The sequence below is a fragment of the Pseudomonas sp. G3-39 genome (genome assembly GCF_054790485.1).
In genome coordinates, this window is the sequence record NZ_CP186497.1 from 1,991,555 (window position 1) to 2,016,843 (window position 25,289).

The following is a 25,289-nucleotide window of genomic DNA, read 5'->3' on the forward strand; positions in this document are numbered from 1 at the left end:
AGATCGGTCTGTTCATCAACACCTTGCCGGTCATCGCTAGTCCGCAGTCGCCATCGAGCGTTGGCGAATGGTTGCAGAGCGTGCAGGCGCAGAACCTGGCCTTGCGAGAGCATGAGCACACCCCGCTGTTCGACATTCAGCGCTGGGCCGAGCGCAACGGTGAGGCGCTGTTCGACAACATTCTGGTGTTCGAGAACTACCCGGTGTCCGAGGCGCTGGCGCAGGGCGCACCACAAGAACTGCGCTTCGGTGAAATCCACAATCATGAGCAGACCAACTACCCGCTGACGCTGCTGGTGCACTTGAGCGACGAATTGTCGATGCACTTCAGCTACCAGTGCGAAAGCTTTGCCGCGCACAGCGTGGTGCAACTGGCCGGGTATCTGCAGCGCTTGCTCGGGCAAATGAGCGAGTCGGGGGAGCGTTCGCTCAGTGAGCTGAACCTGATCGAGCACAGCCCGCAAGTGAACAGCGATTTCGTTACCGAGCAGTGCATCCATCAAGCCATCGCCCGTCAGGTAGCGGCGATCCCGGATGCCTTGGCGGTAACCTTCGCCCATAAGCAACTGACCTACGCCGAACTGGATGCCCAGGCCAACCGTCTGGCGCACAAACTGGTCGAGCTGGGTGTCGGCCCGGAAGTGCGCGTGGGCGTGGCGATGCCGCGTTCCGAGCAGTTGCTGATTGCCTTGCTGGCGGTGCTCAAGGCTGGCGGTGCGTACGTGCCGCTGGACCCGGATTACCCGGCGGATCGCGTTGCCTACATGCTCGAAGACAGCCGCGCTCGGGTGTTGCTCACCGAGCAGGCCGTTGCCGCGACCCTGAGCGTGCCGGGCGATACGCAAGTGCTGCTGATGGATCAGGTTTCGTTGGGCGGTTATTCGGCTGTTGCACCACAGACTGCGGTGCAGCCGGATAACCTCGCCTACGTGATCTACACCTCCGGTTCCACCGGCAAACCAAAAGGCGTGGCGATTGCCCATCGCAACGTCATGGCGCTGATCGACTGGTCCGCCAGGGTCTACAGCCGCGACGACATTCAAGGCGTACTGGCCTCGACGTCGGTGTGCTTCGACCTGTCGGTGTGGGAGCTGTTCGTCACGTTGGCCAACGGCGGCTCGCTGATCATCGCCCGTAATGCGCTGGAACTGCCGCAACTGCCGGCCCGCGATCAGGTGCGTCTGATTAACACCGTGCCGTCGGCGATTGCTGCGCTACAGCGTGCCGGGCAGATTCCGCCAAGCGTGCGCATCATCAATCTGGCGGGTGAACCGCTGAAGCAAGCGCTGGTGGAGGCGTTGTATCAGCAGTCGACGGTCGAGCACGTCTACGACCTGTACGGCCCGTCGGAAGACACCACTTATTCGACCTGGACCCGCCGCAGCGCTGGCGGTCAGGCACGGATTGGTCGCGCGCTCGAGCACAGCGCCAGCCATCTGTTGGATGCCGATTTGCACGCGGTTCCGCAGGGTGTTTCGGCCGAGCTGTACCTGTCCGGCGCCGGCATCACGCGCGGTTATCTGGGGCGTGCGGCGATGACCGCCGAGCGCTTCGTGCCGAATCCTTTCGTCGGCAACGGCGAGCGCATGTACCGCACCGGCGACCTGATTCGAGAGCGTGAGGAGGGCGAACTGGAGTACATGGGCCGGATCGACCATCAGGTGAAAATTCGCGGCTTGCGTATCGAGCTGGGCGAAATTGAAGCGCGTCTGCTGGCGCATGCCGCCGTGCGTGAAGCGGTGGTCGTGGCCAGCGAAGTCTCGGGCAGTCAGCAACTGATTGCTTATCTGGTGCCGAGCGATCCGGCGATCATCGAGGCCAGCGTCGAGCAACAGGCCGCACTGCAGCAAACCCTCGGCAACTGGCTGAGCGCAACCCTGCCGGACTACATGGTGCCGAGCCACCGCCTGTGGCTGGCGCAGCTGCCGCTGACCCCCAACGGCAAGATCGATCGCAAGCGCCTGCCAGCACTGGAGCTGAGTGCCGCGCAGTTGCACGTCGAACCGGCGAATGCCACCGAGCAAATGTTGGTGGAGATCTGGAAAGAAGTGCTGGGCCTTGAGCAGGTCAGCACCCATGACAGTTTCTTTGCCTTGGGCGGCGATTCGATCATCTCGATTCAGGTGGTCAGTCGCGCCCGTCAGCAAGGGCTGGAGCTGAGCCCGAAAGACCTGTTCCAGCAACCGACCATTCAGCAACTGGCCCTGTGCGTGCAGGCTGCCGAAGGGCGTGTGGTGCCGGAGCCGGCGCTGATCGACCTGCCGCTGCACGGCTTGAGCGAGGCGCAGGTGGCGCAACTGCCACTGCCGGCCGGGCAACTGGACGGGCTCTATCGCTTGTCGCCAATGCAGCAGGGCATGCTGTTCCTTGGCCTGAATTCGCCGGAAGCGGATCTCTACGTCAACCAGTTGAGCGTTCCGGTGCAGGGCCTTGAGCCGCTGCGTCTGCAAGCCGCGTGGGAAACCGTCAGCCGTCGCCACGACATTCTGCGCACCGGTTTCCTCTGGCAGGATATGGCCGAGCCGCTGCAATTTGTGCTCGCCGATCCGCAGTTGCCGTTCAGTCTGCTCGACTGGCGTGAGCAGGATCATTCGGCCGAAGCCTTGCAAGGCCTGGCGGATGCCGAGCGGGCCAAGGGCTTCGACCTTGACCAGCCACCGCTGCAACGCCTGACGCTGGTGCAAGTCGGCGAGCACAGCTATCAACTGATCTGGACCTACCATCACATCCTGATCGACGGCTGGAGCAGTTCGCAGTTAATCGGTGAGGTGCTGAGCCAGTATTCAGGGCGACCACTGGCCGACGCGGTGCCGTACCGCGGTTACATCAACTGGCTGCAGCAGCAGGACGCGAATGCCAGCGAAGGTTTTTGGCGTCAGCACCTGAGCCTGCTCGACGAGCCGACCTATCTGGCGGACGCGGTGACGCGTACCGGCAGTGGTCGCGGTCACCAGGCGCTGTACAGCCGTCTGGGCGCAACCCGCACCGAGCAGTTGAAAGCCTTTGCCCAGTCGCAGCAGATCACCCTCAACACCTTGGTGCAGGGCGCGTGGCTGGTGCTGCTGAGCCGGTACAGTGGGCAGCGTTGCGTGGCGTTCGGCGCCACGGTGGCGGGGCGTCCGGCGAGTCTGCCGGCGTCGGAATCGATCCTCGGCCTGTTCATCAACACCTTGCCGGTGATCAAGGACGTGCCGGCCGAGCAGGCCGTGGGCGCCTGGTTGCGCGAGTTGCAGGATTTCAACCTGGAACTGCGCGAGCGCGAGTACACCCCGCTGACCGACGTCCAGCGTTGGGGCGGGCGTGCCGGGCAGTCGCTGTTCGACAGCATCATCGTGTTCGAGAACCACCCGATCGACCAGGCGCTGCGCGAGTGGCGCGATGATTCGCTGAAGTTTGGCGAGATCAATAACTCGGGCCTGACCAACTTCCCGATGGACCTGATGGTCACCCTCGAAGACGGGTTGGTGATCGAGTACATGTTCCTGCGCGAACATTTTGATCTGGCGACTGTGGAAGGCATCCGCAGCAACATGGAAGGCCTGCTCACCGCACTGGTTCAGGACGCCGGGCAGGCGCTGGGACGCATCGGTCTGCCGACCGGGCAAGTCGCGCCCGCGCCGGACGTTGTCGCGCAAGCGCAGACCACGCTGGTGCACCAGCGCGTTGCCGGGTGGGCCGCGCAGCGTGCCGAACAAACCGCAGTGATCTTCAATGAGCAGGCCTTCAGTTACGGCCAGATCGAAGCGCGGGCCAATCGTCTGGCACATGCGCTGATCGCCGAAGGTGTCGGTCCGGAAGTGCGGGTCGGTGTGGCCCTGCCACGCAGCGAAAACATGATCGTCGCGCTGTTGGCGGTGCTCAAGGCCGGTGGCGCCTATGTGCCGCTGGACGCAACCTATCCCCGCGAGCGCTTGAGTTATCTGATGCACGATTCGGGCATCGCCTTGCTGCTCAGCGATTCGAGTCTGCGTCAGGTGCTGCCAACGCAGGACAACCTGCATGTGCTGGAACTCGATCAGCTGGATCTGCGCGCTCAGCCGCCGTCGGCACCGCAGGTGGCAGTGCAGCCGGGCAATCTGGCCTACGTGATCTACACCTCCGGCTCGACCGGTCAACCGAAAGGTGTCGGCGTTGCGCACGGGCCGCTGGCGATGCACTGCCAGGCGATCGGTCAGCGTTACGAAATGAGCGCAGCCGATTGCGAGTTGCACTTCATGTCGTTCGCCTTCGACGGCGCGCATGAGCGCTGGCTGACCACCCTGACGCACGGCGCGCGTTTGCTGATTCGCGACGACAGCCTGTGGACGGCCGAACAAACCTACGACGCCCTGCATCAGTATGGCGTGACCGTGGCCGCGTTCCCGCCGGTGTACCTGCAGCAACTGGCCGAACACGCTGAGCAGCACGGCAATCCGCCGCCGGTACGGATCTACTGCTTCGGCGGGGACGCGGTGCCGGTGGCGAGTTTCGAACTGGCCAAACGCGCACTGCAACCGCAGTACATCATCAACGGCTATGGCCCGACCGAGACGGTGGTCACGCCGCTGATCTGGAAGGCCGCGGTCGACGATCAATGCGGCGCGGCCTATGCGCCGATCGGCAGCGTGGTCGGCGAGCGTAGCGGTTATGTGCTCGACAGCGACCTCAACCCGCTGCCGGCCGGCATCGCTGGTGAGCTGTACTTGGGTGGTGCGTTGGCGCGCGGTTATCTGGGGCGTGCCGGTGGCACCGCCGAACGTTTCGTTGCCAACCCGTTCAGTGCCGATGGCAGTCGCCTCTACCGCACTGGCGACCTGGTGCGCCAGCGTGCCGACGGCACTGTCGACTATCTCGGGCGGATCGACCATCAGGTGAAAATCCGTGGTTTCCGCATCGAGCTGGGTGAAATCGAAGCGCGCCTCAAGCAGCAGCCGGGCGTGCGTGACGCTGCCGTAGTGGCCCGCGAGGGTGTCAGCGGCAAGCAACTGCTCGGCTACGTACTGGCCGCTGCCGAGACGCCGGCCGACGGTTTGGGCGAGCGTCTGCGCGAGCAACTCAAGGCCAGCCTGCCGGATTACATGGTGCCGGCACACCTGATGGTGCTTGAGCGCATGCCGCTGACGCCGAACGGCAAACTCGACCGCAAGGCCCTGCCGAATCCGGACGCCGAACAGCGCCTGGCCTACGTCGAGCCGCGCACCGAGCTGGAAAAAGCCCTGGCGAAGATCTGGCAGGAGGTGCTGAAAATCGAACGGGTCGGGCTCACCGATAACTTCTTCGAACTGGGTGGCGACTCGATCCTCAGCCTGCAAGTGGTGGCCCGCAGCCGTGTGCTCAAGGCTCAGGGCCTGAGCCTGAAACTGCGCGATCTGATGCAGAAACCGAGCATCGGCGAACTGGTAGCGAGTGTTCAGGGCACGGCGGAAAAAGCCTCCGGGTTGCTGGCGATGAACGCCGAGGTCAAGGGCGTGGCGCCGCTGTTCTGCCTGCACGCCGGTTTCGGCACGGTGTTCGACTACGAACCGCTGGCGCGGCGCTTGAGCGGTCAACGCCAGGTGTTGGCGATTCAGTCGCGGATGTTGCTGGATCCGGTGTTCAACGACACCTCGCTGCAGGAGATGGCCAGTGATTACCTGGCGCAGATTCGTCAGAAACAGCCGCAGGGGCCGTATCACCTGCTGGGCTGGTCGCTGGGCGGAACGCTGGCGATGTTGATCGCCGCGCAACTGGAGCAGGCCGGGCAACAGGTCAAGTTTGTCGGGCTGGTCGACAGCTTCGTGCCGTCGGCGGCGGTCGACGCCGGGGCTGTCGATGACTGGCAAGCCGACCTGCGCGATTTCCTGCAGGTGACGCTGCCGGACGCCGCTTCGGACTTGTCTATCGACGGTGAGGAAACGCCGCACAACCTGCGCGCGCTGTTCCAGCGTGCCATGAGCGCCGAGCGCGGGGCGTCGACTTATGTGGCGCTGGGTGCCGAAGAACTGGCGCAGGTGTTCAGCGTGGCGCGCCGGCTCAAGCAGTTGTCGCTCAAGCTTGAGCGCTGTGCGCCGCTGACCGTCAACCCGACGTGCTGGTGGACCTTGGGGCGCGAAGCCGAGGCACTGGAGCTGGCGGCGCAACTCGACCAGCCGGGCATGGGCGGTGAATGGCTGGATTGCGGGCACTTCCAAATCCCGCGCGATGAAACTTTCCTGTCCGAGGCTGAAGAAATGCTCGGCCAGATCGTTGAATCAGTAGTCATGTCCTGAAACCTGCTGTGAAACCCAAGTAAAACCGATCGGGCGCTGATGGCGCCCGATCGCTTTGGAGATTTGAATGTCATTGAATCCTGATATCGCCGCATTTCTGCAATTGGTCGGCAACGGCCGGGCCAGTGGCAAACGCGTCGGCATGCACGAGTTGAGCCCGAGCGAGGCCCGTGAACAGTTCGATCAGTCATCGTTGCTGATGGACGCCGGCGGTGAAGAACTGGCCGTGGTGGATGAGCTGCAATTGCCGGTGCGTGATGGTGCACTGTTGAACGCACGGATCTACAGCAATCATCCGTTGCAGGCGGGCGCCGGACGTCCGGCACTGTTGTATTTCCATGGCGGCGGCTATGTGGTCGGCAGCCTCGACTCGCATGATTCGCTGTGCCGCGCGTTGGCCGCGCTAGCCGATTGTGTGGTGCTGTCAGTGGCGTATCGACTGGCACCGGAACATCGTTTCCCGACAGCGGCCGACGACGCCCGCGATGCCTGGGACTGGCTGGTGGCGAGTGCTGCTGACTTGGGCATCGACACGGCGCGGCTGGCGATTGCCGGTGACAGCGTTGGTGGCAGCCTGGCCACGGTGCTGGCTGCGCAACTGACGGATGGCGCTGTGCAGCCGCGTTTGCAGGTGCTGATTTATCCGGTCACCGATGCCAGTCGCACTACGCCTTCGATCGAGCGTTTTGCCGAAGGTTATCTGCTGGAGAAGGCTTCGCTGCAGTGGTTCTATGCGCACTATCAGCGTGATGCCAGCGATCGTCTCGATCCGCGTTTCTCGCCGTTGCTCGGCGAAGTTCCGGCCGATGTCGCGCCGGTGTTGATGGTGTTGGCCGAGTGTGATCCGTTGCACGATGAGGGGGTGGCTTATGCCCGGCATTTGCAGGCGGCGGGGGTTGTTGTGGATTTGCAGGTGTACTCGGGCATGACCCATGACTTTATGCGGATGGGGGCGATTGTTGATGAGGCTGAAGAGGCGCTGGGGTTGATTGCTGGGCGCTTGGTAGAGGTGTTTGATTTGGCTTGACGGGGTGGGGGGGTGAGTGGGTGAATATCCGTTGCTGCGGTAACGGCCGCCTAGGGTTCCGCCCTGACGGCGGGTCACTTTGGCAAAAGCCCCAAAGTAACCAAAGGGCTTTACCCTGACGTTCGGCCCTCGCTTAGGCTCGGGTTCCTTCGCTCCGGGATTCATCCGGGGGCAGCGCCTACGGTTTGCTTCGCTGCACCTCCTCTCGCTGTGTTTGGCTGCGCCAAACGGTCGCTGCGCTCCCACCCCCGGATAAATCCCTCCACTCAGCCTGCCGACGGGCCCTCAGATCAAGAGCGGTACTCGAGCTAACGCTCATTGTGTTGAGTGGTGGAAAAGCGAGCGCTCGGCTTTTGCTTTTCTGTAGGAGCCAGCCTACTGGCGATGGCGGCCTGCGAGCCGACCAGTCTCTAATTGACCACACCCCATCCCCCTGTGGGAGCGAGCTTGCTCGCGAAGGCGGCCTGACAGCCGACCAAACTCCAACTGAATACACCCAATCCCCTGTAGGAACTGCCGAAGGCTGCGATCTTTTGATCTGCTTTGGCTTTGGCTTTGGCTTTGGCTTTGGCTTTGGCTTTGGCTCTTGATGTGGCTCTTGATTTTTTGCTCCTTCGGCAGGCCGAGCGTAGGTGTCCATCCGGGGGTTAGGCGCGCAGCGCCATGCGGCGAAGCCGCATACATCGAGAGGAGGTGCAGCGAAGCAAACCGGAGGCGATGCCCCCGGATGGACGCCGTAGCGAGGGAACACTGAGCCTAAGCGAAGTGCCGTACGCCGGGGCAAAGCCTTTTGGGTTACCTTTTCGGCGTCTGGAAAAGGTGACTCGCTGTAAGAGCGAAACCGCCAGCGGCAGCACCCGAAGCAACGGATATCCCCCCAAACCCCCAAGAGCCTGGTCGGCCCAAAGGCCGCCAAGTCCCCAAAAAAACGCCGGCAAATGCCGGCGTTTCAGTGCGCGCTAAACGTATTACCAGTTATAGGTCACGTCAGCAGTCATGGTCCGGCCTTCGCCGTAATAGCAGTCGAGGGTACCGTTGCACGCGGCCACGTATTTCTCGTCGGTGAGGTTTTGCAGGTTGGCTTGCAGTTTCACGCCTTTGACATGCAGCGGTGATTTCTCCAGGTCGTAAGAGACCATGGCGTCATACACGGTGTAGGACGGAATCTGGAACGAGTCCGACTCGTAATCCGAACCGTAGCTGCTGCGCACGTAACGGGCGCCCAGGCCCATGCCGAAACCGGCGAGGGCGGTGGAGATGTCGAAGTCGTAGTTGACCCACGCGGAGGCGGTCAGCGGTGGACGCATGGCCAGAGTGCGACCTTCGCGACCGTCGTTGTCTTTCTCCCACTTGGTCTGGTTACGCGACACCGCCGCCAGCACGCGCAGGTTGCGGGTGACGTTGACCTTGCCTTCCAGCTCGATACCGCGCGAACGCACGGAGCCGCTCTGGGTGCTGAAGCCCGGGTTGTTGAGGTCGGTGGTGAGCATATTGTCCTGGTCGATCTGGTACGCCGACAGCTGGATGAAGCCGTCGATCGACTTCGGCTCGTACTTGACGCCGACTTCGTACTGCTTGCCGGTGGTCGGTTCGAAGGCGCCGCCGCTCATGTCGGTACCGGTTTGCGGCAGGAACGATTCGGCGTAGCTGACGTACGGCGTGATGCCGTTGTCGAACTCGTAGCCCAGGCCGGCACGCCCGGTGAACTTCTCGTCTTTCTGGTTGCTGTGGCCGCCGCTCAGCGGTTGCTTGTTGTCGGTTTCGGCGAAGTCATACCGACCGCCGAGGGTCAGGAACCACTGGTTCCAGCGCAGTTGATCCTGAGCGTACAGGCCGGTCTGGGTGATGGTGTTGTCCCATTTGTACGGCTGACGGAAATTGATCTGGCTGCCATACACCGGGTTGTACAGATCCAGACCTGGAGCGGTGCGGTCGTACAGGCCGAGGAATTTCGAATTGTAGTGGTAGTAGTCCACGCCCAGCAGCACGGTGTGCTCGACGTCGGCGGTGTGGAACTTGGCCTGGGCGATGTTATCGATGCCGTAGACCTTGTTGTGCTGCGACCAGTCCACCGCATAACGGCTCTGGTAGCTGCCGTCGTTGAGGCCGGTAACCGGGTTGGTCGGGAACGCATAACCGTGCAGCGGCGCCACGTACTGGTCGTTGATGTCGGCGTAACGCGCGTTTTGCTTCAGAGTCCAGACGTCGTTGAGTTCGTGAGCGATCTCGTAACCGACGACGAACTGCTCGCGGTGGTACTTGTTCACGTCCGGCTCGCCGAGGAACAGGCTGCGGCTGATGCGCCCGGCCTGGCTGCGATGCACCGTGCCGTTGGCCGGCAGGCCTTGGGCTTCCGGTACATCGTGGTCTTTCTGGTACTGACCGAACACGGTGATGGTGGTCTGGTCGTTGGGCAGCCAGGTCAGGCTTGGCGCCAGCAGCATGCGGTTCTGGCTGGCGTAGTCGATGGCCGAGCCGCTGTCGTTGACCACACCAGTCAGGCGATAGAGAAATTCGCCTTGATCGTCGATCGGACCGCCGAGGTCGAAGGCTCCGTACTTGCGGTCATAGCTGCCGCCACCGAGCTTCACTTCGTGCAGCGGGGTCGCGGTCGGACGCTTGCTGACCATGTTGACGATACCGCCCGGCTGGTTCTGGCCGTACAGCACCGAGGCCGGACCCTTGAGCACTTCAACGCGCTCCAGGGTGTACGGGTCGATCTGCAGCGAACCGCCGGTGCTGCCGCCGCCGTAAGGCATGTGCAGGCCGTCGAGGTACAGCGGAGTAGGGGAGAAGCCACGGGATGTCGGTTCGTCGAAGATCTTCACCCGGTCCGAGAAACCGCCGCCGGTCATGCCCGGCGTGTACTGCAGAGCTTCGGTGACCGTCTTCGAGCCGCGCATCTTGATTTCGTCTTGAGTGACGACGTTGATGGTCTGCGGGATTTCCTTGAGCGACGAATCGGTCTTCGAACCGGTGGCGCTGCGCTTGGCGACGATCCCGTCTACCGGGCCCCAGGCCGATTCGGCGGTGGCGGAAATGCTGGTCGGGGCCAGATCGAGGCTGGCACCGCCGCTGCTGCGTGAACGCAAGGCGACGTTGTTGCCCTCGACGCTGTAGGCGATGTTGGTGCCTTGCAGCAGTTGCGCGATGGCGGCGGTCGGTTCCAGGTTGCCACTGACGGCGCTGCTGCGCAGGCCGCTGACTTCATCCGGGCTGTAAAGCACTTGGAGGTTGGTCTGGCGACCAAATTCCTGCAACGCGCTCCCCAGCGACTGTGCAGGAATATTGATCGCCACGGCGGCGGCCTGGGCCTGGCCGATCATCGGCATAGTCAGGGCCATGGCGCAGAACGCGGGCAAGGTGCAACGGAAGGAGCGGCGGATCAGCAGGGCCTTGGCGAGCGGGTGGAGTCCGTGCGGTGCGGGCATTGTTCTTCTACTCTTCAAAGTGTTGACTGAGAACTATTTCTATTAACTGTTAGTAAGACGTTGAGCCTTCCGAAAACCGGAAAGCTCAACGCAAATTTTTTACAAAATTTTCACAGTCAGGCGGGTTGCAGCTCAGTGACCACTTTGCCGGCGCTCATGCGCACCAGTTGGTCGGCGACATCGAAGTAACGATCGTCGTGGGAAATGACGATGATGGTCTTGCCCAGGCGCTTCAGGTCCGGCAGCAGCTCGGTGTAGAAAATCCGCCGGAAGGTCGGGTCCTGATCGGCGGCCCACTCATCGAACACCAGCACCGGACGCTCTTCCAGCCAGGCGTTGATCAGGGCCAGACGCTTGCGCTGGCCGGTGGACAGGTCGGTGGTGGTGAACGAGCCGTCACGCACGCTGACCTTGTGCGCAATTTCCAGACGCTCCAGGTATTGGTTGGCGTCTTCCGGGATATGCGTATCGCCCTGTACCACGTCGTCGAACAGGTAATAGTCGGCGAAGATCGTGGTGAACAACTGACGGTAATCGTCGCGGTTGGCGGCATCGACGAGCTGCTGGTTGAGGCGGATTTCGCCTTGCTGCGGCGCGTACAGGCCCAGCAGCAACTTGATCAGCGTGGTCTTGCCGCAGCCGTTTTCGCCGACGATGAAAATGATGTCGCCTTGTTCGATTTTCAGGTTCACCGGCCCCAGCCGGAACGGCTTGGCGCCTTCTACCGTCGGGAAGCTGTACGAGACATCGGTCAGTTCCAGGCTGTGCACCGGGGTCTTTTGATGGCCCTGATCACTGAGCAGCAGGTGCGGCTCGGGCGAGGAGAATTGCTCGGACAGATCGGCGATCCGGCGGAACGCGATTTGCGCGCGACTGACGATCGGCAGGGTGCCGATGATGTGTTCCAGCGGCCCTTTCATGTACAGCAGCACCAGCACGAAGCCGCTCATCACCGCTTTGTCGGCGCTCGGCCACAGCGATTGCAGGCCCAGCGCCAAGCCGATCACCACGAAGAACAGCATCGACCCCAAGGTCTTGGCGACCACGAAAATGTTCACCGAACGCACCTGCGTGTCGCAGATCTTGTCGGCCGTGCCTTCGATGCCCGAGACGAACATGCGATGCCGGCGCGGGCGGTGGATGCGCAGTTCCTTGGCACCCTCGGCGACCGCGTGGTAGTGCTTCTGCAACTCGTCTTCGTAGTCGCGAGCCTTGAGGAAGCCCTGCATGCCGCGCCCGCGTGCGATGTACTGAATGACCGTGCCGATCAGGATCGCCACCGCCATCATCAGGAACATCGGCCACGACAACATCGCCAGGTAGCCCATGCAACCGAGGGTCACGGTCAGGGAAATCGCCAGCGGCGCAAAGGCGAAGGCGAAGTCGCTGATGGTGTCGACGTCGTGGGTCAGCACCGGAATCAGCCGATGGCTGCGATAGCGCTCGATCTGCTCGATCGGCGCCGAGAGGACTTTCTCGCCCAGCTCTTTGCGCAATTTGGCGATGATGTGCTGGCCGACGAAATTGGTGCCGATGTCGGAAAAGATCGAGCTGGTCAGGGCCAGCAGGCACAGGCCGGCAAACACCGCGACCATGGTGCTGGTCAGTGCGCCCTCGGCGTGCAGCACATTGTTGATGGTCGCCAGCAGCGCGGTGACGCTCAGGCCACCGACCATGCCGAGCAGGATCGACACGCTGACGATCAGTCGAAAGGGTTTGAGCAGGGCGAACAATTCATTGATCACCCCGCGTGTTGGTTTGCTCATGGAGGTTCCCTGCTTGAAGGAGCGGCGAACACCGGCACTGCGCGTGGGTTCGCCTGGATGACGTAGAGGGCGGTGGGCGCGCCATGGAGGATCGCGCCCACTTTTAGAACGACTGGCAGGACGGCTAATTTAGCCGGGCGATGGCGTTACAGATCACGGGCGACCCGGAAGCCGATCCAGTCGCCACGGGTGTCGGTGTAAGTGGCGTTGCGGTTGCCCGAGCGCGAGAACACCGGGGCCTCGCCCCAGTCGTTGCCACGGATGCGCCGCACGTCGCACTTGCCGCTTAACCAGGCACTGCCATCGCTTGGCGCGCCGACGTAGTTCTCGTTGTAGCAATCGGCGGTCCACTCATAAATATTGCCGTGCATGTCGTAGACGCCGAAGGCATTGGCCGGGAAGCTGCCGGCCGGCGCGGTGAAGTTGTAGCCATCGGCGGCGCCATAGGTGTTGGCGTGTTTGGCGATGCTGTATTCCTTGCCTTCGTCAAACGGGAAAGGGAACGGCCCGGTGCTGCCGGCGCGGGCGGCGTATTCACGCAGCGATTCGCTGACCAGCCGGTATTGCTGGCCGGTCTTCTTCGACAGCCAGGCCACGTACGCTTCGACCTCCGGGAAATCCATGCACACCGCCGGGTGCTTGTCGGTGTACTGCTTGCGCGGGTCGCTGCCCTGATAATCCGGGATCCCGGCCTTGCAGGCGCGACCGGGACGAGTGTCGCCGTCGGGCATTGTGTAGCCGCTGTCCTTGAGGTAGGCGTCCCACTCGCCGCGCAGAATCTGGAAACGGCTGATCGCCAGCGGTTTGGCAAACGTCACCGGGTGCATCGGTCCTTCATCCGGCTCGCGGCCGACCTCATCCTCCGGGGTGCCCATGGTGAACGTGCCGGTGGGCAGCACGACCATTTCCGGGCAGTCCTTGCAGTCCTTGAACACTTTGCCCGGTGCAGGCGGGGTGGCGGCCTGCGCGGCACCCGGCAGCAGGCCGGCGGCGAGGGCGGTGAGCATCAGCGCCGGCAGCGCCTTCAAGGAAAATCGACGCAGTTCACTGTTCATTGCGAGTCTCGCTAAAAGAAAAAAGGGAGCGTCCGGGTCAAAGGGCCTGGTCGAGCACGGCCAGCAAGCGGTCGATTTGCTCTTCGTCGTTGAGCAGCCCCGGTGCAGTGCGGATCACCGGGCCGACGTCGCGGTGCACGGCATCGGCCACTACGCGGTTGGCCATCAGGTGCGCGGCGATCTTGTCGCTGTCCTTGCCCTTGACCCGGAAGAAGGTGAAACCGGCGGACAGCTCAGGGCTCAGTGGCGTGACCAGTTCGATCTGCGGCCGTTGCTGCAGGCGTTGTTTCAGGTAGCTGTTGAGCGCGTGAATGCGCGCCTCGACCTCGGCCTTGCCCAGCTCAAGATGCAATTTGAACGCTTCGTCCAGCGCCCAGCGGTGCTCGAACGAGTGGTAGCCACCGGGCGTCATGGTGGTGGAAAACGCCGTGGCTTCAGAGAACGTCGGAATGATCGGGGTGATGTACCTGACCTCGGCGAAGCGACTGCAGACGATGCCGGTGCCACGTGGGCCGAACATCCATTTGTGGGTGCCGGCGATGAAGAAGTCGCAGTTCATCTGCGCGAAGTTCAGGTTGTCCACGCCGAAGCCATGTACCCCATCGACCACGTAAACGATGCGGTCGGCGTCGCTGCGACCACGGTTGTGCCGGTCGACGATGGCGCCGATTTCACCGATGGGCAGTTTCATGCCGCTGCCCGAATGCACCCAGCACATGCCCAGCACCCGGGTTTCGGGGCGGATGGCGCCGTCGATGGCAGCAAGGATTTCTGCCTTGCTGGCGCTGTACGAATCCTTGAACAGGCGAATTTTGCGCACCCGGGTGCTGTCGCGTTCGCTACGCAGGGCGAGGATGGTGTGGGTCGCGTAGTGCTCGTGCTCGGTGGTGAGGATTTCCTGATCGGGGCGCACGTGCACGCCGCCGTAGATCGTCGCCAGACCTTCGGTGGTGCTGCCGGTCAGGGCGATCTGTTTGGCGTCGGCTTGCAGGTAGCGTCCGGCCCAGACCCGCACGTTCTCCTCGCGCTGTTCGATCACGCCGAGGTCCCAATCCATGGCCAGGCCAGGATTTTTGTCGAGGGCGGCGCGGTGCCGTTCAATCGCCTCGCGCACCGGTTTCGGGTGCGAGGTGATCAGAAAGTTGGAGAAGTGCAGATACGCTGGATCCTGATCGAACAGCTGCTGCAACCGCGCCCACTTGTTGACGGTCGCGGGCGCGGCGTTCGCGGCACCGGCGACATTCGGCAGGCTCGCGCCCAGTGGCAGAGCCGCGGCGAGAATCCCCGCCTGCTTCAAGAACTCACGACGATTGCTCATGGCTTGGCAGTTCCCGGCGCGGCGGCCAGGGCCGGTTTCGCGGCTTTCTCGACCTGATCCCAGACCCGCAGGAAGTTGCCGCCCCAGAGCTTGGCGATGTCCGCTTCGGAATAACCGCGTGAGATCAGCTCGGCGGTGACGTTGCGAATTTCGCCGACGTTCTCGAAGCCTTTGACGCCGCCACCTTCGTTGAAGTCGGAGCTGATGCCGACATGGTCGATGCCGATCTTGCGCACCGCGTAATCGATGGCATCGCCCAGATCCTTGAGGCTGGCTTTCGGCTCTTCTTCAAGGATGCCGTACAGGCGGCTGGCGTACTGACCAAACTTCTGCTCGGACCACGCCGCAATGATCGGGTCGCCCGGCATCAGCGCCATCGCCAGGTTCGGCAGCGGCGGCAGGTCGAAGTCCTTGCGCATCTCGTTGAGCTTGTCCTGGGTTTGCTGGGTGAGCGGACGCAGGTACTGCGAGAACGCGACGATCTGCACCACGCCGCCGCTGTTTTTGATCAGCTGCATTTCCTTGTCGCTGAGGTTGCGCGGGATGTCGACCATCGCACGGGGCGCCGAATGCGAGGCCACCAGCGGCGTGCGGCTCAGCTGCGCAACTTGTTCGAGGGCTTTGGTCGACATTTGCGAGACGTCGATGATCACGCCCAGATCGTTGAGGCGCTTGACCGCCTGCTTGCCCAGATCCGAGAGACCGTCGAGGGCGTCCGGCGAATCATTGAGGAATGGCAGCGGCCGCGACGAATCCGCCCAGTCGTTGTTGCCGATGTAGCTGAAACCGAACATGCGCATGCCGCGCGCGGTCCACAGGTCCAGCAGGTTGAGGTCGTGGCCCAGCGGATAGGCGTTGAGCATGCTGATGAAAATCGCGAATTTGCCTTCGCCATGCAAGCGCCGGAAGTCATCGGGGGTGTAGGCGATGGCCACCTGATTGGGGTAGTCGCGAACCATCCCGGAGATGATCTTGAAGCGGATTTCCTGCTGGTTGCGCGCCTCGTCGACGAAGCCGGGGGTTGGCTTGTGCGGGGCGTTCGGGCCGTTCCACATTTCCGGCCAGCCGAAGATGGTCAGCGCGGCGCCTGACAGGCGCCCGCGGTTGGCCTTGGCGAGGTCGAACTGGCCGTCGCCGTCTTTGTCGGCTTCGTGGCCATCGGTGCCGAAATTTTGCGTCAGGCTGACATGGCTGTCGAAAGAGAGCATGCGTTCGTGCAGCTCATCGGCCTGCTTCATGACTTTGGCCGGGTAGCCGAGGTCGTCCTTGAACCAGTGATGCCACACGGCAAAGCCTGCGCCGGCGCTGATCGCCAGGGCCAACGGCAGGCCGATGAATAGAGCCTTTTTCGAACGTGGTTTTGTCATTGCCATCTCAGTCAGGTTCGCCATCGAGGTGCAGGCGCGGGGGCCTTCGCTATCTGGGAAGAACGAGTGGTTGGCGGCAAAATTTAAGCCTGGTGCTGTGGCGAGGGGATTTATCCCCGATCGAGTGCGAAGCGCTCGCAAAGCCTGCCAGCGCTGTCCCTTCTGGTGTCGCCGCCAGCGTCGGATGGGAGTTGCTTCGCAACTCATCGGGGATGAATCCCCTCGCCACAAGTCATCATCGCCGGGCGCGTTAAATTTGTCGGGGCAACAAACGTTCTAGCTTGGATAAAGCCTGCTTCATGGCTGACACAGGTAGGGCAATGAAGATTTCTCGACGATGGTTCATGGCGGGCCTGGCGCTGACCGGCGCTGCCGTGCCTGCGGCGTATTTCGGGCATCGTGAATGGACGAAGCCGGACCCGACGATCACCCCGGGCGAAGCGTCTTTCGATGTCGCCGACATGGCCGGGCAGCGCCTGGCGAATGCGTTGCGCGGGGTGTGGGATATCCGTTTCGAAGGTGCCGATGCCGGCCTCGAAGGCTTGCCGCTCAAGGGCCTGCAAGTGTTTCTCGACATCGGCCAGAAGGGACGCGGCGTGTGCGGTTTTCTCGACACGCCCGAGCGCCTGCGCTCCGCTGAAACACCGCGTTATCGAATTCTGGGCGACCTCGCGAAAGCCGATGCGGCGAAACTGAGCTGGCGCCTGATCGGCGCTGACGGTCAGATCAGCTATGAGCTGGAGATGATCCTCGATGAGGTCTGGGCCGACTTCGGCAATGCCGGCAGTGGCACGCTCAGCGGCAAGGCCTTGCGCCTGGATCGGTCGCTGGCCTTGCCGGCGCAGGACAATCGCTTCGTCGCCGTCAAGCGGCTGTTTCCCGAAGCGCGCGAGCGCACGCCGCTCAACCCGACGTTGCTGGCGTGGTTGATCTCTCCCGAGCATCGCCTGTTTCACCAGTTGTGGCATGCGACCCGGGACAAGTGGCACAAACTGCCCGAGGACAAACGCGAAGCCTTGCGCGGCATTGGCTGGCAGCCCGGCCCGCGCGACAAGGAGCGCGATGCCCGTGGCCCGCGCAAGGATCGCAATGGCTCGGGCGTGGACTTTTTCTTCATGCACCGGCACATGCTCGGGACGGCGCGCTCGATGCAGGAATTGCCATCCTGGGCGTTTTTCCCGCTGCCGCAGCCGGAGCTGATCCGCGACCGCGTAGGCTTCGCCCGCTATTTCGACAACCACGACGGTACGGCCTTGCCGCCGACCTGGACGGCGGCGGGTGATGACGAATTCAGTCAGTGGGTCAGCGACATCAAAACTGCCGAGACCTACGAAAGCAACTTCCAGGTCTGGGAGTCGCAGTACCGCGATCCGGCGTATCTGGCCCGGCTCACCCTCGGCCAGTTCGGCTCCGAAGTCGAGCTGGGCCTGCATGATTGGCTGCACATGCGCTGGGCCTCCGTGCCACGCGATCCGTCCAACGGTCAGCCGGTGCCGTTTGCCCGCGATCCGGCGGACTTCGCGGCCCGTTGGTACAACGCCGAAAATGATTTCCTCGGCGATCCGTTTTCTTCCCACGTCAACCCGACGTTCTGGCGTTTCCATGGCTGGATCGATGATCGCATCGAGGACTGGTTCCGCGCCCATGAGCGTTTCCATCCGGGCGAAGTCACGCGGCTGCAGGTCAATGGCGTGCCATGGTTTGCCCCGGGGCACTGGGTGGAAGTCGACGACCCGTGGCTCGGGCCGATCACCCATGGCTGCAGCACCACGCCGGGATTGCAGATGGGCAAGTCGGTGGAGATGGATCCGGAAACCATGAAACTGGCGCTGCGCATCACCTTCATCACCGACGAGGAAAAACTCGCCGGCCTGTTCCGCCGCGTGCCGCAACGGCCATGGTATGCGCGCAATCTGAAGGCTAAAACCAGCCCGACTTGAGGGCTGCGTCATCGATCATTCGCGAGCAGGCTCGCTCCCACAGGTTCAGGTGTCAGCCCACAATGTCCGGACTGACTTCTACATGAGAACGCATTCTTACTGATGGAACGCGTTCAAATGTGGGAGCGAGCCTGCTCGCGAAGGCGATCTGTCAGTCGCCGCAATTACAAGGTCTGCCACCCGCCACCAAGCGCCTTGTACAGCGCAATGCTCGCCTGCATCCGCGCCAGGCGCAGTTGCACGTTCTGATCCTGCGCTGCGTACAAGGTGCGCTGGGTTTCGAGGACAGTCAGCAAGTCCTCAGCGCCGGCCTGGTAACGGCTCTGCGCGATGTCGAATGCGGTCTGCGCCTGATTCAGTTCTTCGTTCTGCCACAACCGCTGCTCATCCAGGCGGCGAATGCTATTGAGCGCTTTTTCCACATCGGCGAAACCGTTGATGATCGCCCCACGGTAAGTTTCCAGCAGCTCTTGCTGGCGCGCAGAGGCCTTGTCGCGTTCCGCGCCGAGGCGACCGTTATTGAAAATCGGTGCGACCAGTCCGGCGGTCAGGTTGTAGAAAGGGCTGCGGATCAAATCGTCGAACTGATTGGCGCCCGAGCCGAGTTGGGCGGTCAGGGTCAGTGCCGGCAACATGGCCGCGCGAGCGACTTTGACGTCAGCTTCGGCGGCGGCCAGTTGGGCTTCGGCGCGTGCGATGTCCGGACGATGCGTGAGCAACTCGCTGGGCACGCCAGCGGCGATGTCTGGCCATTGCAGGTGCTCGAAGGACTCTGTCGCCGACAGTTGCTGCACCGGTCGGCCGAGGAGGGCGGCGAGGCTGATCAGCGCGTCCTGGGCTTGCTGTTGCACGCGCGGCAATTGCCATTGCTGGGCGGCGACCAGGCTCTTCTGTTGCGCCAGTTCCAGCGCGGTGGCTGAGCCTGAATCAAACCGCGTCTGCACCAGTTTCAGCACGCTTTGCGCGTTGGCCAGATTGAGTTCGGCGATGCGGCTCTGCTCGCGTAGCGACAAGGTTTGCGCATACGTGCTGGCAACGCCGCTGAGCAATGTCAGTTCTACCGTCGCCCGGTCGAATTCGCTGGCCTGCAGGGCGAACTGCGCACTGTCGCGCGAGGCGCGTTTGCCGCCCCAGAAATCGATTTCGTAGGTGGCGCTCAGGTTGGTATCGAAATAGTCCACCGCCTTGTTGCTGCTGTTGGCATCGAGTTGGCTGTAGCCATTGCCGCGCAGCAGTTTCTGCCGATTGGCATTCAGACCGGCCTTGACCTCCGGCAACTGTGAGCCGCCAGCGATGACGGTGGCCGCCTGCGCCTGACGCACGCGAGCAACGGCGGCCGCGAGGTCGAAACTGCCGACGCGAGCCTGTTCGATCAGACGATCCAGTTCCGGGCTGCCAAATTGCGTCCACCATTGCGGGTTGTTGCGGGCAACGCTGGCGCCATGGGGCGACTGCCAGGCAGCAGGCGCCTGCACACCGCTGTCGGGGCGCTGAACGGGACTGCCGCAGGCACTGAGGATCAGGCACACGGTCAACAGGCTGAGGCGCGGTTTCATAGATCGATCATTCACTGGTAAGGGCCGTGACCGGGTCGAGCCGGGCAGCTTTGCGGGCAGGCATGAAGCCGAAGACAACACCGGTGACCAGGGCGCAGCCGAATGCGCCGAGTACCGCCATCAAGGAAAAAGCCACGGCCACTTCGCTGAGGATCAGCACGCCGCCGACGATCAGCGCCAGGGCGATCCCGGCAATGCCGCCGACCACCGAGAGCATCACCGCTTCGGTGAGGAACTGCCGGAGGATGTCGCGCTGACGTGCGCCGGTGGCCATGCGAATGCCGATCTCGCGAGTCCGCTCGCGCACGGTCATGAGCATGATGTTCATCACGCCGATGCCGCCAACCAGCAGCGAGATCGCGGCAATCGAGCCGAGCATCAGCGACAGGGTGTTCTGGGTGCGCGCCTCGGCCTGAATCATCGCGGCGTTGTTGGTCAGTTCGAAATCCTTCTTGCCGTTGTGCAGGCGCAGCATCAGTTGCTCGATGGCCTGCTCGGTGTCCTTGACCTTGCGCGCGTCGGCGGCGGCGATGGCCACGTATTCCGGATTGCGCGTGCCGAACAGCCGGACGCTGGCCGCCGAATAAGGGATGGCGATGCGGTTATCACTGTCGGAGTCGCCGGAGCTGGCGCCTTTTTCCGCGAGCACGCCGACCACCTGGAACGGCACATTCTCGATCAGGATGAATTGGCCGATCGGGTTCGGCACATCCTTGAGCAGTTTGCTGCGGACTTTGTGGCCGATCACCGCGACGGCTGCAGCATTCTGCTCATCGACCTCGGTGAAGTAACTGCCTTGCACCACCGGCCAGTTGAAGATCGCCGGGAAGTTGGTGTCGTTGCCGCCGACGTAACTCAGGTGGTCGGCGTTGCCGTAACGCACGCCGGCCTCGGCGCCGTTGACCGGCATGATCCGCTGCACTTGCGGCAGGCTGGCCAGCGCGTGCACATCGTCGAGGGTGATGATCCCCGGCGGCGTGCGCGGGTTGGGCGCCGAGCCGCTCAGATAAATGATGTTCGAACCGAAAGCGCCCATCTGCGCCATCACCTGGCGTTTGCTGCCTTCACCGACCGCCAGCATCACCACCACCGACGCCACGCCGATGATGATCCCGAGCAGGGTCAGCGCCGTGCGAAAGCGGTTGATCCACATCACCCGCCACGCGGCGTGCAGGGCATCGACCAGTTCACCTTTCCACGCGCCAGTGGCTTCGGCGCCGTCGGCCAGACGCTGGCGCAGATCCACCGCTTGCAGGGCGCCGGGGTTGGCGCTGGTCTGGGCGTGGGGATTGTCGCGGGCGCTGTCGCTGATGATCAGGCCGTCGCGGATTTCGATGATGCGTTTGGCCCGGGCCGCGACTTCGCGGTCGTGGGTGATGAGGATCACCACGTGGCCCTGACTCGCCAGTTCGTCGAGCAGCGCCATCACCTCTTTGCCGCTGTGGCTGTCGAGGGCGCCGGTGGGTTCGTCGGCGAGGATGATGTGGCCGCCGTTCATCAACGCCCGGGCAATCGACACCCGTTGCTGCTGGCCACCGGACAACTGATGCGGGCGGTTGCCGGTGCGCGAGGCCAGACCGAGGCGGTCGAGCAGGGCAGCGGCGCGGGCGTGACGTTCGGCGGCCGGGGTGCCGGCATAGATCGCCGGCATCTCGACGTTTTCCTGGGCCGAGCCGGACGGAATCAGGTGATAGCCCTGGAACACAAATCCAAAGGCTTCGCGACGCAGCCAGGCCAGCTCGTCGCTGTCGAGGCCGGCGACGTTTTCCCCGGCAAAGCGGTACTCGCCGGAGGTCGGCCGGTCGAGGCAACCAAGGATATTCATCAGGGTCGATTTGCCGGAGCCGGAAGCGCCGACAATCGCCACGAATTCACCGGCGTGGATCGACAGGTCGATGCCGCGCAGCACGTGAACTTCAGGCGCGTCACCGCCGCCGTAGGATTTGCGAATGTCCTGCAGATCGATCAGAGGCGTTTGCATTCAGCCTCCGCTGCCGTCGACCGGGCCGATCAACAGGTGATCGCCTTCGTTGAGGCCGTCGACAATCTGCACCTTGAGCCGGTCGCTGATGCCGGTGCGTACCTCGCGTTGCTGGATGTCGCCGTTGGCCGCCACCACCTGCGCGGTTTGCAGGTTGGCCGTGGTGCTGCCCTGCAACGCGGCGACCGGCGCGGTGAGCACGCCTTTGGCCTGATTGGCGACGAAAAACACCTGAGTGGTCATCTCGGCCATCAAGGCGTTGTCGGCGTTATCGACGTCGAGCAAAACCGTGTACAGCACAACGCGGGCGCTGCCGCTTTTACTGCTGCTGGCTGGGCTGCCGCCGCCCTGGCTGGTCTGGTCCAGCGGCTTGGGCGGCACCGGCAGAATCTGCCGCACGGTGCTGCTCCAGCGCCGCTGGCCGCCGCTGAGGGTGGTGAAGTAGGCGGTCATGCCCGGTTTGACGTGACCGATGTCAGCCTCGGAAACCTCGGCCCACACGGTCATCGGTGACAGCTTGGCGATGCGCAGGATCAGCGGCGTCTGCTGTTGCGCGTTGAGGGTCTGGCCTTCGCGGGCGTCGAGGGCAACCACGGTGCCGGCCATCGGCGCGTAGATCCGCGTGTAGCCGAGTTCGGCCTGATCGCTGCGCAGGCTCGCTTCGGCCTGGCGGATCTGTGCCTGGAACATGTCGACGCGGGCCTGAGTGGCTTTCAGTTCGGCGCGGGTGGTCTGCACGTCTTCTGCACGGGTGGCGCCGCCGGCGGCGAGATTCTGCTGGCGCTGATATTTCTGCCGCGCCAGTTCATGCTGGGCGCGTTGCTCCTGCAATTGCGCCTTGAGGTTTTCGATGGAGAAGCGTCCGGCGTCGAGTTTGGCCTTCTGCGTGGACGGATCGATTTCCACCAGCAGTTGACCTTCCTTGACCACGTCACCGACTTCGACGTGGATTTTCTGGATCTGCCCGGAGGCCTGCGCGCCGACATCGACATACCGGCGCGGTTGCAGGGTGCCCAGCGCGGTGACGCTGCTCTCGATGTCGCCACGGCTGACTTGCACGGTGGCGAAGCGCTCGCGGCCCGGCGGCATGATTTGCCACGCGGCGTAGGCAACAACAGGAATCAGACAAAGGACTGCGAGCAGGGCGCGTCGAGCGGGGCGGGGACGTTTCATGCAGGGTTCCGGCCAGTGGAATTCGGCCCGTCGTCCGGCTGCACGCCACAGCGCGCAGCCGCAGAACGCTGTCGCAGGGCGCGACAGACACGGGGAGCTGTCCTGTAAACGATGAATACGCGGGGGAATTTAAGCGAAGACACAGGATGTTACAGGTATAGAACGGCACTATTTAGCGGGCAACGACAAACGCCACTTTAAATCTATATGAGAATTACTATAAATTACGCACCTCAGTTGCCACTATCTTGCTACCCGTGTTCGCGGGCCGTCGATCAGTGTGCTCAAGGATCGAATCCGCATCGATGCGGCCGGGAGTCATGTTGGAAAACTACTATCGCGAGCTGGTGTGTTTCCTGAACGCCAAGCTCGGCAACCGTCAGGTCGCCGAAGATGTGGTGCATGACGCTTATGTGCGGGTTCTGGAACGCTCCAGCGACACGCCCATCGAGCAGCCCCGAGCCTTTCTTTATCGCACTGCGTTGAATCTGGTGATCGACGATCATCGGCGCAACGCCTTGCGCCAGGTCGAGCCACTGGAAGTGCTCGACAGCGAAGAGCGCTATTTCACCCCGTCGCCCCATGGCACTCTCGATCACGGCCAGCGTCTGGAGATGCTCCAGCGCGCCCTGGCGGAATTATCGCCGCTGTGCCGCGACAGTTTTCTGCTGCGCAAGATCGAAGGCCTGTCGCACCCGCAGATCGCCGAACAGCTGGGAATTTCCAAGGCACTGGTGGAAAAACACATCGTCAATGCGATGAAGCATTGCCGCCTGCGCATCAAACAATGGGATGCCCATTGAGCCGCCATCGCTAAATTTTATTTCACTGTCCTCGTTCCTACTCAACAGACGACCTGCTGTCCTGCTCAAGGCCAGTCGGGTCACTTAGGCTCTCCTTTCCCCTTGTTGAGGGGTTCATCCAGAGGACACTGGAAATGACTCAGGCAATTGCATCGCCCATCGTTCACGACCTGATCGGCGTCGGTTTCGGCCCTTCGAACCTGGCGCTGGCCATCGCTCTGCAAGAGCGCGGCCCGACCCACGGCGAGCTGGATGTGCTGTTCCTCGACAAGCAGGCCAACTACAGCTGGCACGGCAACACCCTGTCGACCCAAAGCGAATTGCAGATTTCCTTCCTCAAGGATCTGGTGACCCTGCGCAACCCGACCAGCCCGTACTCGTTCGTCAATTACCTGAAGGCCCACGGCCGTCTGGTCGACTTCATCAACCTCGGCACCTTCTACCCGTGCCGCATGGAGTACAACGACTACCTGCGCTGGGTCGCCGGGCAGTTCACCGAACAGAGCCGCTATGGCGAAGAAGTGCTGACCATCGAACCGGTGCTGCACAACCATCAGGTTGAAGCGCTGCGCGTGATCTCCCGCGACAGCGAAGGCCAGCAGTTGGTGCGCACTGCGCGTTCGGTGGTGGTCAGTGCCGGTGGCACGCCGCGGATTCCCGAAGCGTTCAAGGCGCTGAAGGGTGACAGCCGCGTGTTCCACCACTCGCAGTATCTGTCGCAGATGGCCAAACAGCCGTGTGTGAACAACCAACCGATGAGCATCGCGATCATCGGCGGCGGGCAGAGCGCGGCGGAAGCCTTCATCGATCTGAACGATTCGTTCCCGTCGGTGCAGGTCGACATGATCCTGCGCGGTTCGGCCCTCAAGCCTGCGGACGACAGCCCGTTCGTCAACGAAGTGTTCTCGCCGGAGTTCACCGATCTGGTGTTCCAGCAAAACAGCGCCGAGCGTGAGCGGCTGGTCAACGAGTACCACAACACCAACTACTCAGTGGTCGACATCGACCTGATCGAGCGCATCTACGGCATCTTCTATCGGCAGAAAGTCTCGGGCATCGCCCGTCATGCGTTCCGTACCCTGACCACAGTGGAAAGTGCCACCGCCACCGAGCGCGGCATCGAACTGGCGGTGCGCAACAACGCCACCGGCGAAGTCACCGTGCGCCTCTATGACGCCGTGGTCCTGGCCACCGGTTACGAGCGGCAGATGCACCGCAAACTGTTGGCACCGCTGGAAGAATACCTCGGTGATTTCGAGGTCGATCGCAACTACAAACTGATCACCGACGAACGCTGCAAGGCCGGTCTGTACATGCAGGGCTTCTGCCAGGCCAGCCATGGTCTGAGTGATACGTTGCTGTCGGTGTTGCCGGTGCGTGCTGACGAGATTGCCGGCTCGCTGTATGAGCATGGCAAGAACCGTGGGCATCGTTCGGTGGCGGATCTGTTGTTGGCGACTGCCAGCTGAATCTGCTTTGCCTGATACACCGCAATCGCTGGCAAGCCAGCTCCCACAAGATCTGTGTCGGATGCAAAACTTGTATTCACTGGAGATTCTTGTGGGAGCGGGCTTGCCCGCGATAGGGCCCTGAAGGCCGGCGAAAAATCTGAATCCTGAACCCTTCCTGAACACCCGCCACATTC

13 protein-coding genes (1 of these 13 cut by a window edge) are annotated in these 25,289 nt (G+C 62.7%); 5 read left to right on the forward strand and 8 right to left on the reverse strand.

Features of this window, described 5'->3' with window-relative positions:
• Together ACOYXG_RS08935 and ACOYXG_RS08940 are read left to right on the forward strand one after the other, a co-directional pair.
• Positions 1-6,227, forward strand: partial view of a non-ribosomal peptide synthase/polyketide synthase gene (locus ACOYXG_RS08935; RefSeq protein WP_460357103.1) — the 3' end only. The gene continues 8,770 nt to the left of window position 1, outside the view; only the last 6,227 of its 14,997 coding nucleotides appear in the window; the start codon falls outside the window, past its left edge; its stop codon occupies positions 6,225-6,227.
• Between the two features lie 67 nt (positions 6,228-6,294).
• Positions 6,295-7,254 (forward strand): alpha/beta hydrolase, encoded by a 960-nt coding sequence (locus ACOYXG_RS08940; RefSeq protein ID WP_460357105.1) that lies wholly within the window; start codon positions 6,295-6,297, stop codon positions 7,252-7,254.
• A gap of 968 nt (positions 7,255-8,222) precedes the next feature.
• Here ACOYXG_RS08940 and ACOYXG_RS08945 read toward each other — a convergent pair.
• The 5 genes from ACOYXG_RS08945 to pvdM form a co-directional block, all read right to left on the reverse strand.
• The gene (locus ACOYXG_RS08945; protein ID WP_460357107.1) at positions 8,223-10,685 is read right to left on the reverse strand and encodes a TonB-dependent siderophore receptor; all 2,463 of its coding nucleotides are present in this window, start codon (positions 10,683-10,685) and stop codon (positions 8,223-8,225) included.
• 116 nt (positions 10,686-10,801) lie between these two features.
• Positions 10,802-12,451 (reverse strand): cyclic peptide export ABC transporter, encoded by a 1,650-nt coding sequence (locus tag ACOYXG_RS08950; protein WP_007968743.1) that lies wholly within the window; start codon positions 12,449-12,451, stop codon positions 10,802-10,804.
• A gap of 146 nt (positions 12,452-12,597) precedes the next feature.
• Complete coding sequence (gene pvdO / locus ACOYXG_RS08955; RefSeq protein ID WP_460357110.1) at positions 12,598-13,506, reverse strand: dihydropyoverdine dehydrogenase; 909 nt, start codon at positions 13,504-13,506, stop codon at positions 12,598-12,600.
• A gap of 37 nt (positions 13,507-13,543) precedes the next feature.
• The gene (pvdN, locus tag ACOYXG_RS08960) at positions 13,544-14,824 is read right to left on the reverse strand and encodes a pyoverdine-tailoring periplasmic protein PvdN (RefSeq protein ID WP_460357113.1); all 1,281 of its coding nucleotides are present in this window, start codon (positions 14,822-14,824) and stop codon (positions 13,544-13,546) included.
• Positions 14,821-16,191: a pyoverdine-tailoring dipeptidase-like protein PvdM gene (pvdM, locus tag ACOYXG_RS08965; protein ID WP_103369045.1), complete on the reverse strand. Its 1,371-nt coding sequence runs from the start codon at positions 16,189-16,191 to the stop codon at positions 14,821-14,823. The genes pvdN and pvdM overlap by 4 nt, the downstream gene beginning before the upstream one ends.
• Before the next feature lie 320 nt (positions 16,192-16,511).
• Between pvdM and pvdP the strand changes: the two genes are divergently transcribed.
• Positions 16,512-18,131: a pyoverdine maturation tyrosinase PvdP gene (gene pvdP, locus ACOYXG_RS08970; RefSeq protein WP_460357117.1), complete on the forward strand. Its 1,620-nt coding sequence runs from the start codon at positions 16,512-16,514 to the stop codon at positions 18,129-18,131.
• A 164-nt stretch (positions 18,132-18,295) separates the two neighbouring features.
• Here the strand turns inward: pvdP and ACOYXG_RS08975 are convergent, their stop codons facing one another.
• The 3 genes from ACOYXG_RS08975 to ACOYXG_RS08985 are packed head-to-tail and all read right to left on the reverse strand — an operon-like array spanning position 18,296 to position 22,841.
• Positions 18,296-19,687 (reverse strand): efflux transporter outer membrane subunit, encoded by a 1,392-nt coding sequence (locus ACOYXG_RS08975; RefSeq protein WP_460357120.1) that lies wholly within the window; start codon positions 19,685-19,687, stop codon positions 18,296-18,298.
• 7 nt (positions 19,688-19,694) lie between these two features.
• On the reverse strand, positions 19,695-21,668 hold the full coding sequence (locus tag ACOYXG_RS08980) for a MacB family efflux pump subunit (protein ID WP_460357123.1): 1,974 nt from the start codon (positions 21,666-21,668) through the stop codon (positions 19,695-19,697).
• The gene (locus ACOYXG_RS08985) at positions 21,669-22,841 is read right to left on the reverse strand and encodes an efflux RND transporter periplasmic adaptor subunit (protein WP_460357125.1); all 1,173 of its coding nucleotides are present in this window, start codon (positions 22,839-22,841) and stop codon (positions 21,669-21,671) included.
• A gap of 320 nt (positions 22,842-23,161) precedes the next feature.
• On the opposite strand from ACOYXG_RS08985, the gene ACOYXG_RS08990 reads away from it, so the two are divergent.
• Positions 23,162-23,644: a sigma-70 family RNA polymerase sigma factor gene (locus tag ACOYXG_RS08990; RefSeq protein ID WP_027614027.1), complete on the forward strand. Its 483-nt coding sequence runs from the start codon at positions 23,162-23,164 to the stop codon at positions 23,642-23,644.
• A 134-nt stretch (positions 23,645-23,778) separates the two neighbouring features.
• Positions 23,779-25,113, forward strand: a complete 1,335-nt coding sequence (locus ACOYXG_RS08995; protein WP_135295340.1) for a lysine N(6)-hydroxylase/L-ornithine N(5)-oxygenase family protein — start codon at positions 23,779-23,781, stop codon at positions 25,111-25,113.
• The last annotated feature ends 176 nt before the right edge of the window (positions 25,114-25,289 follow it).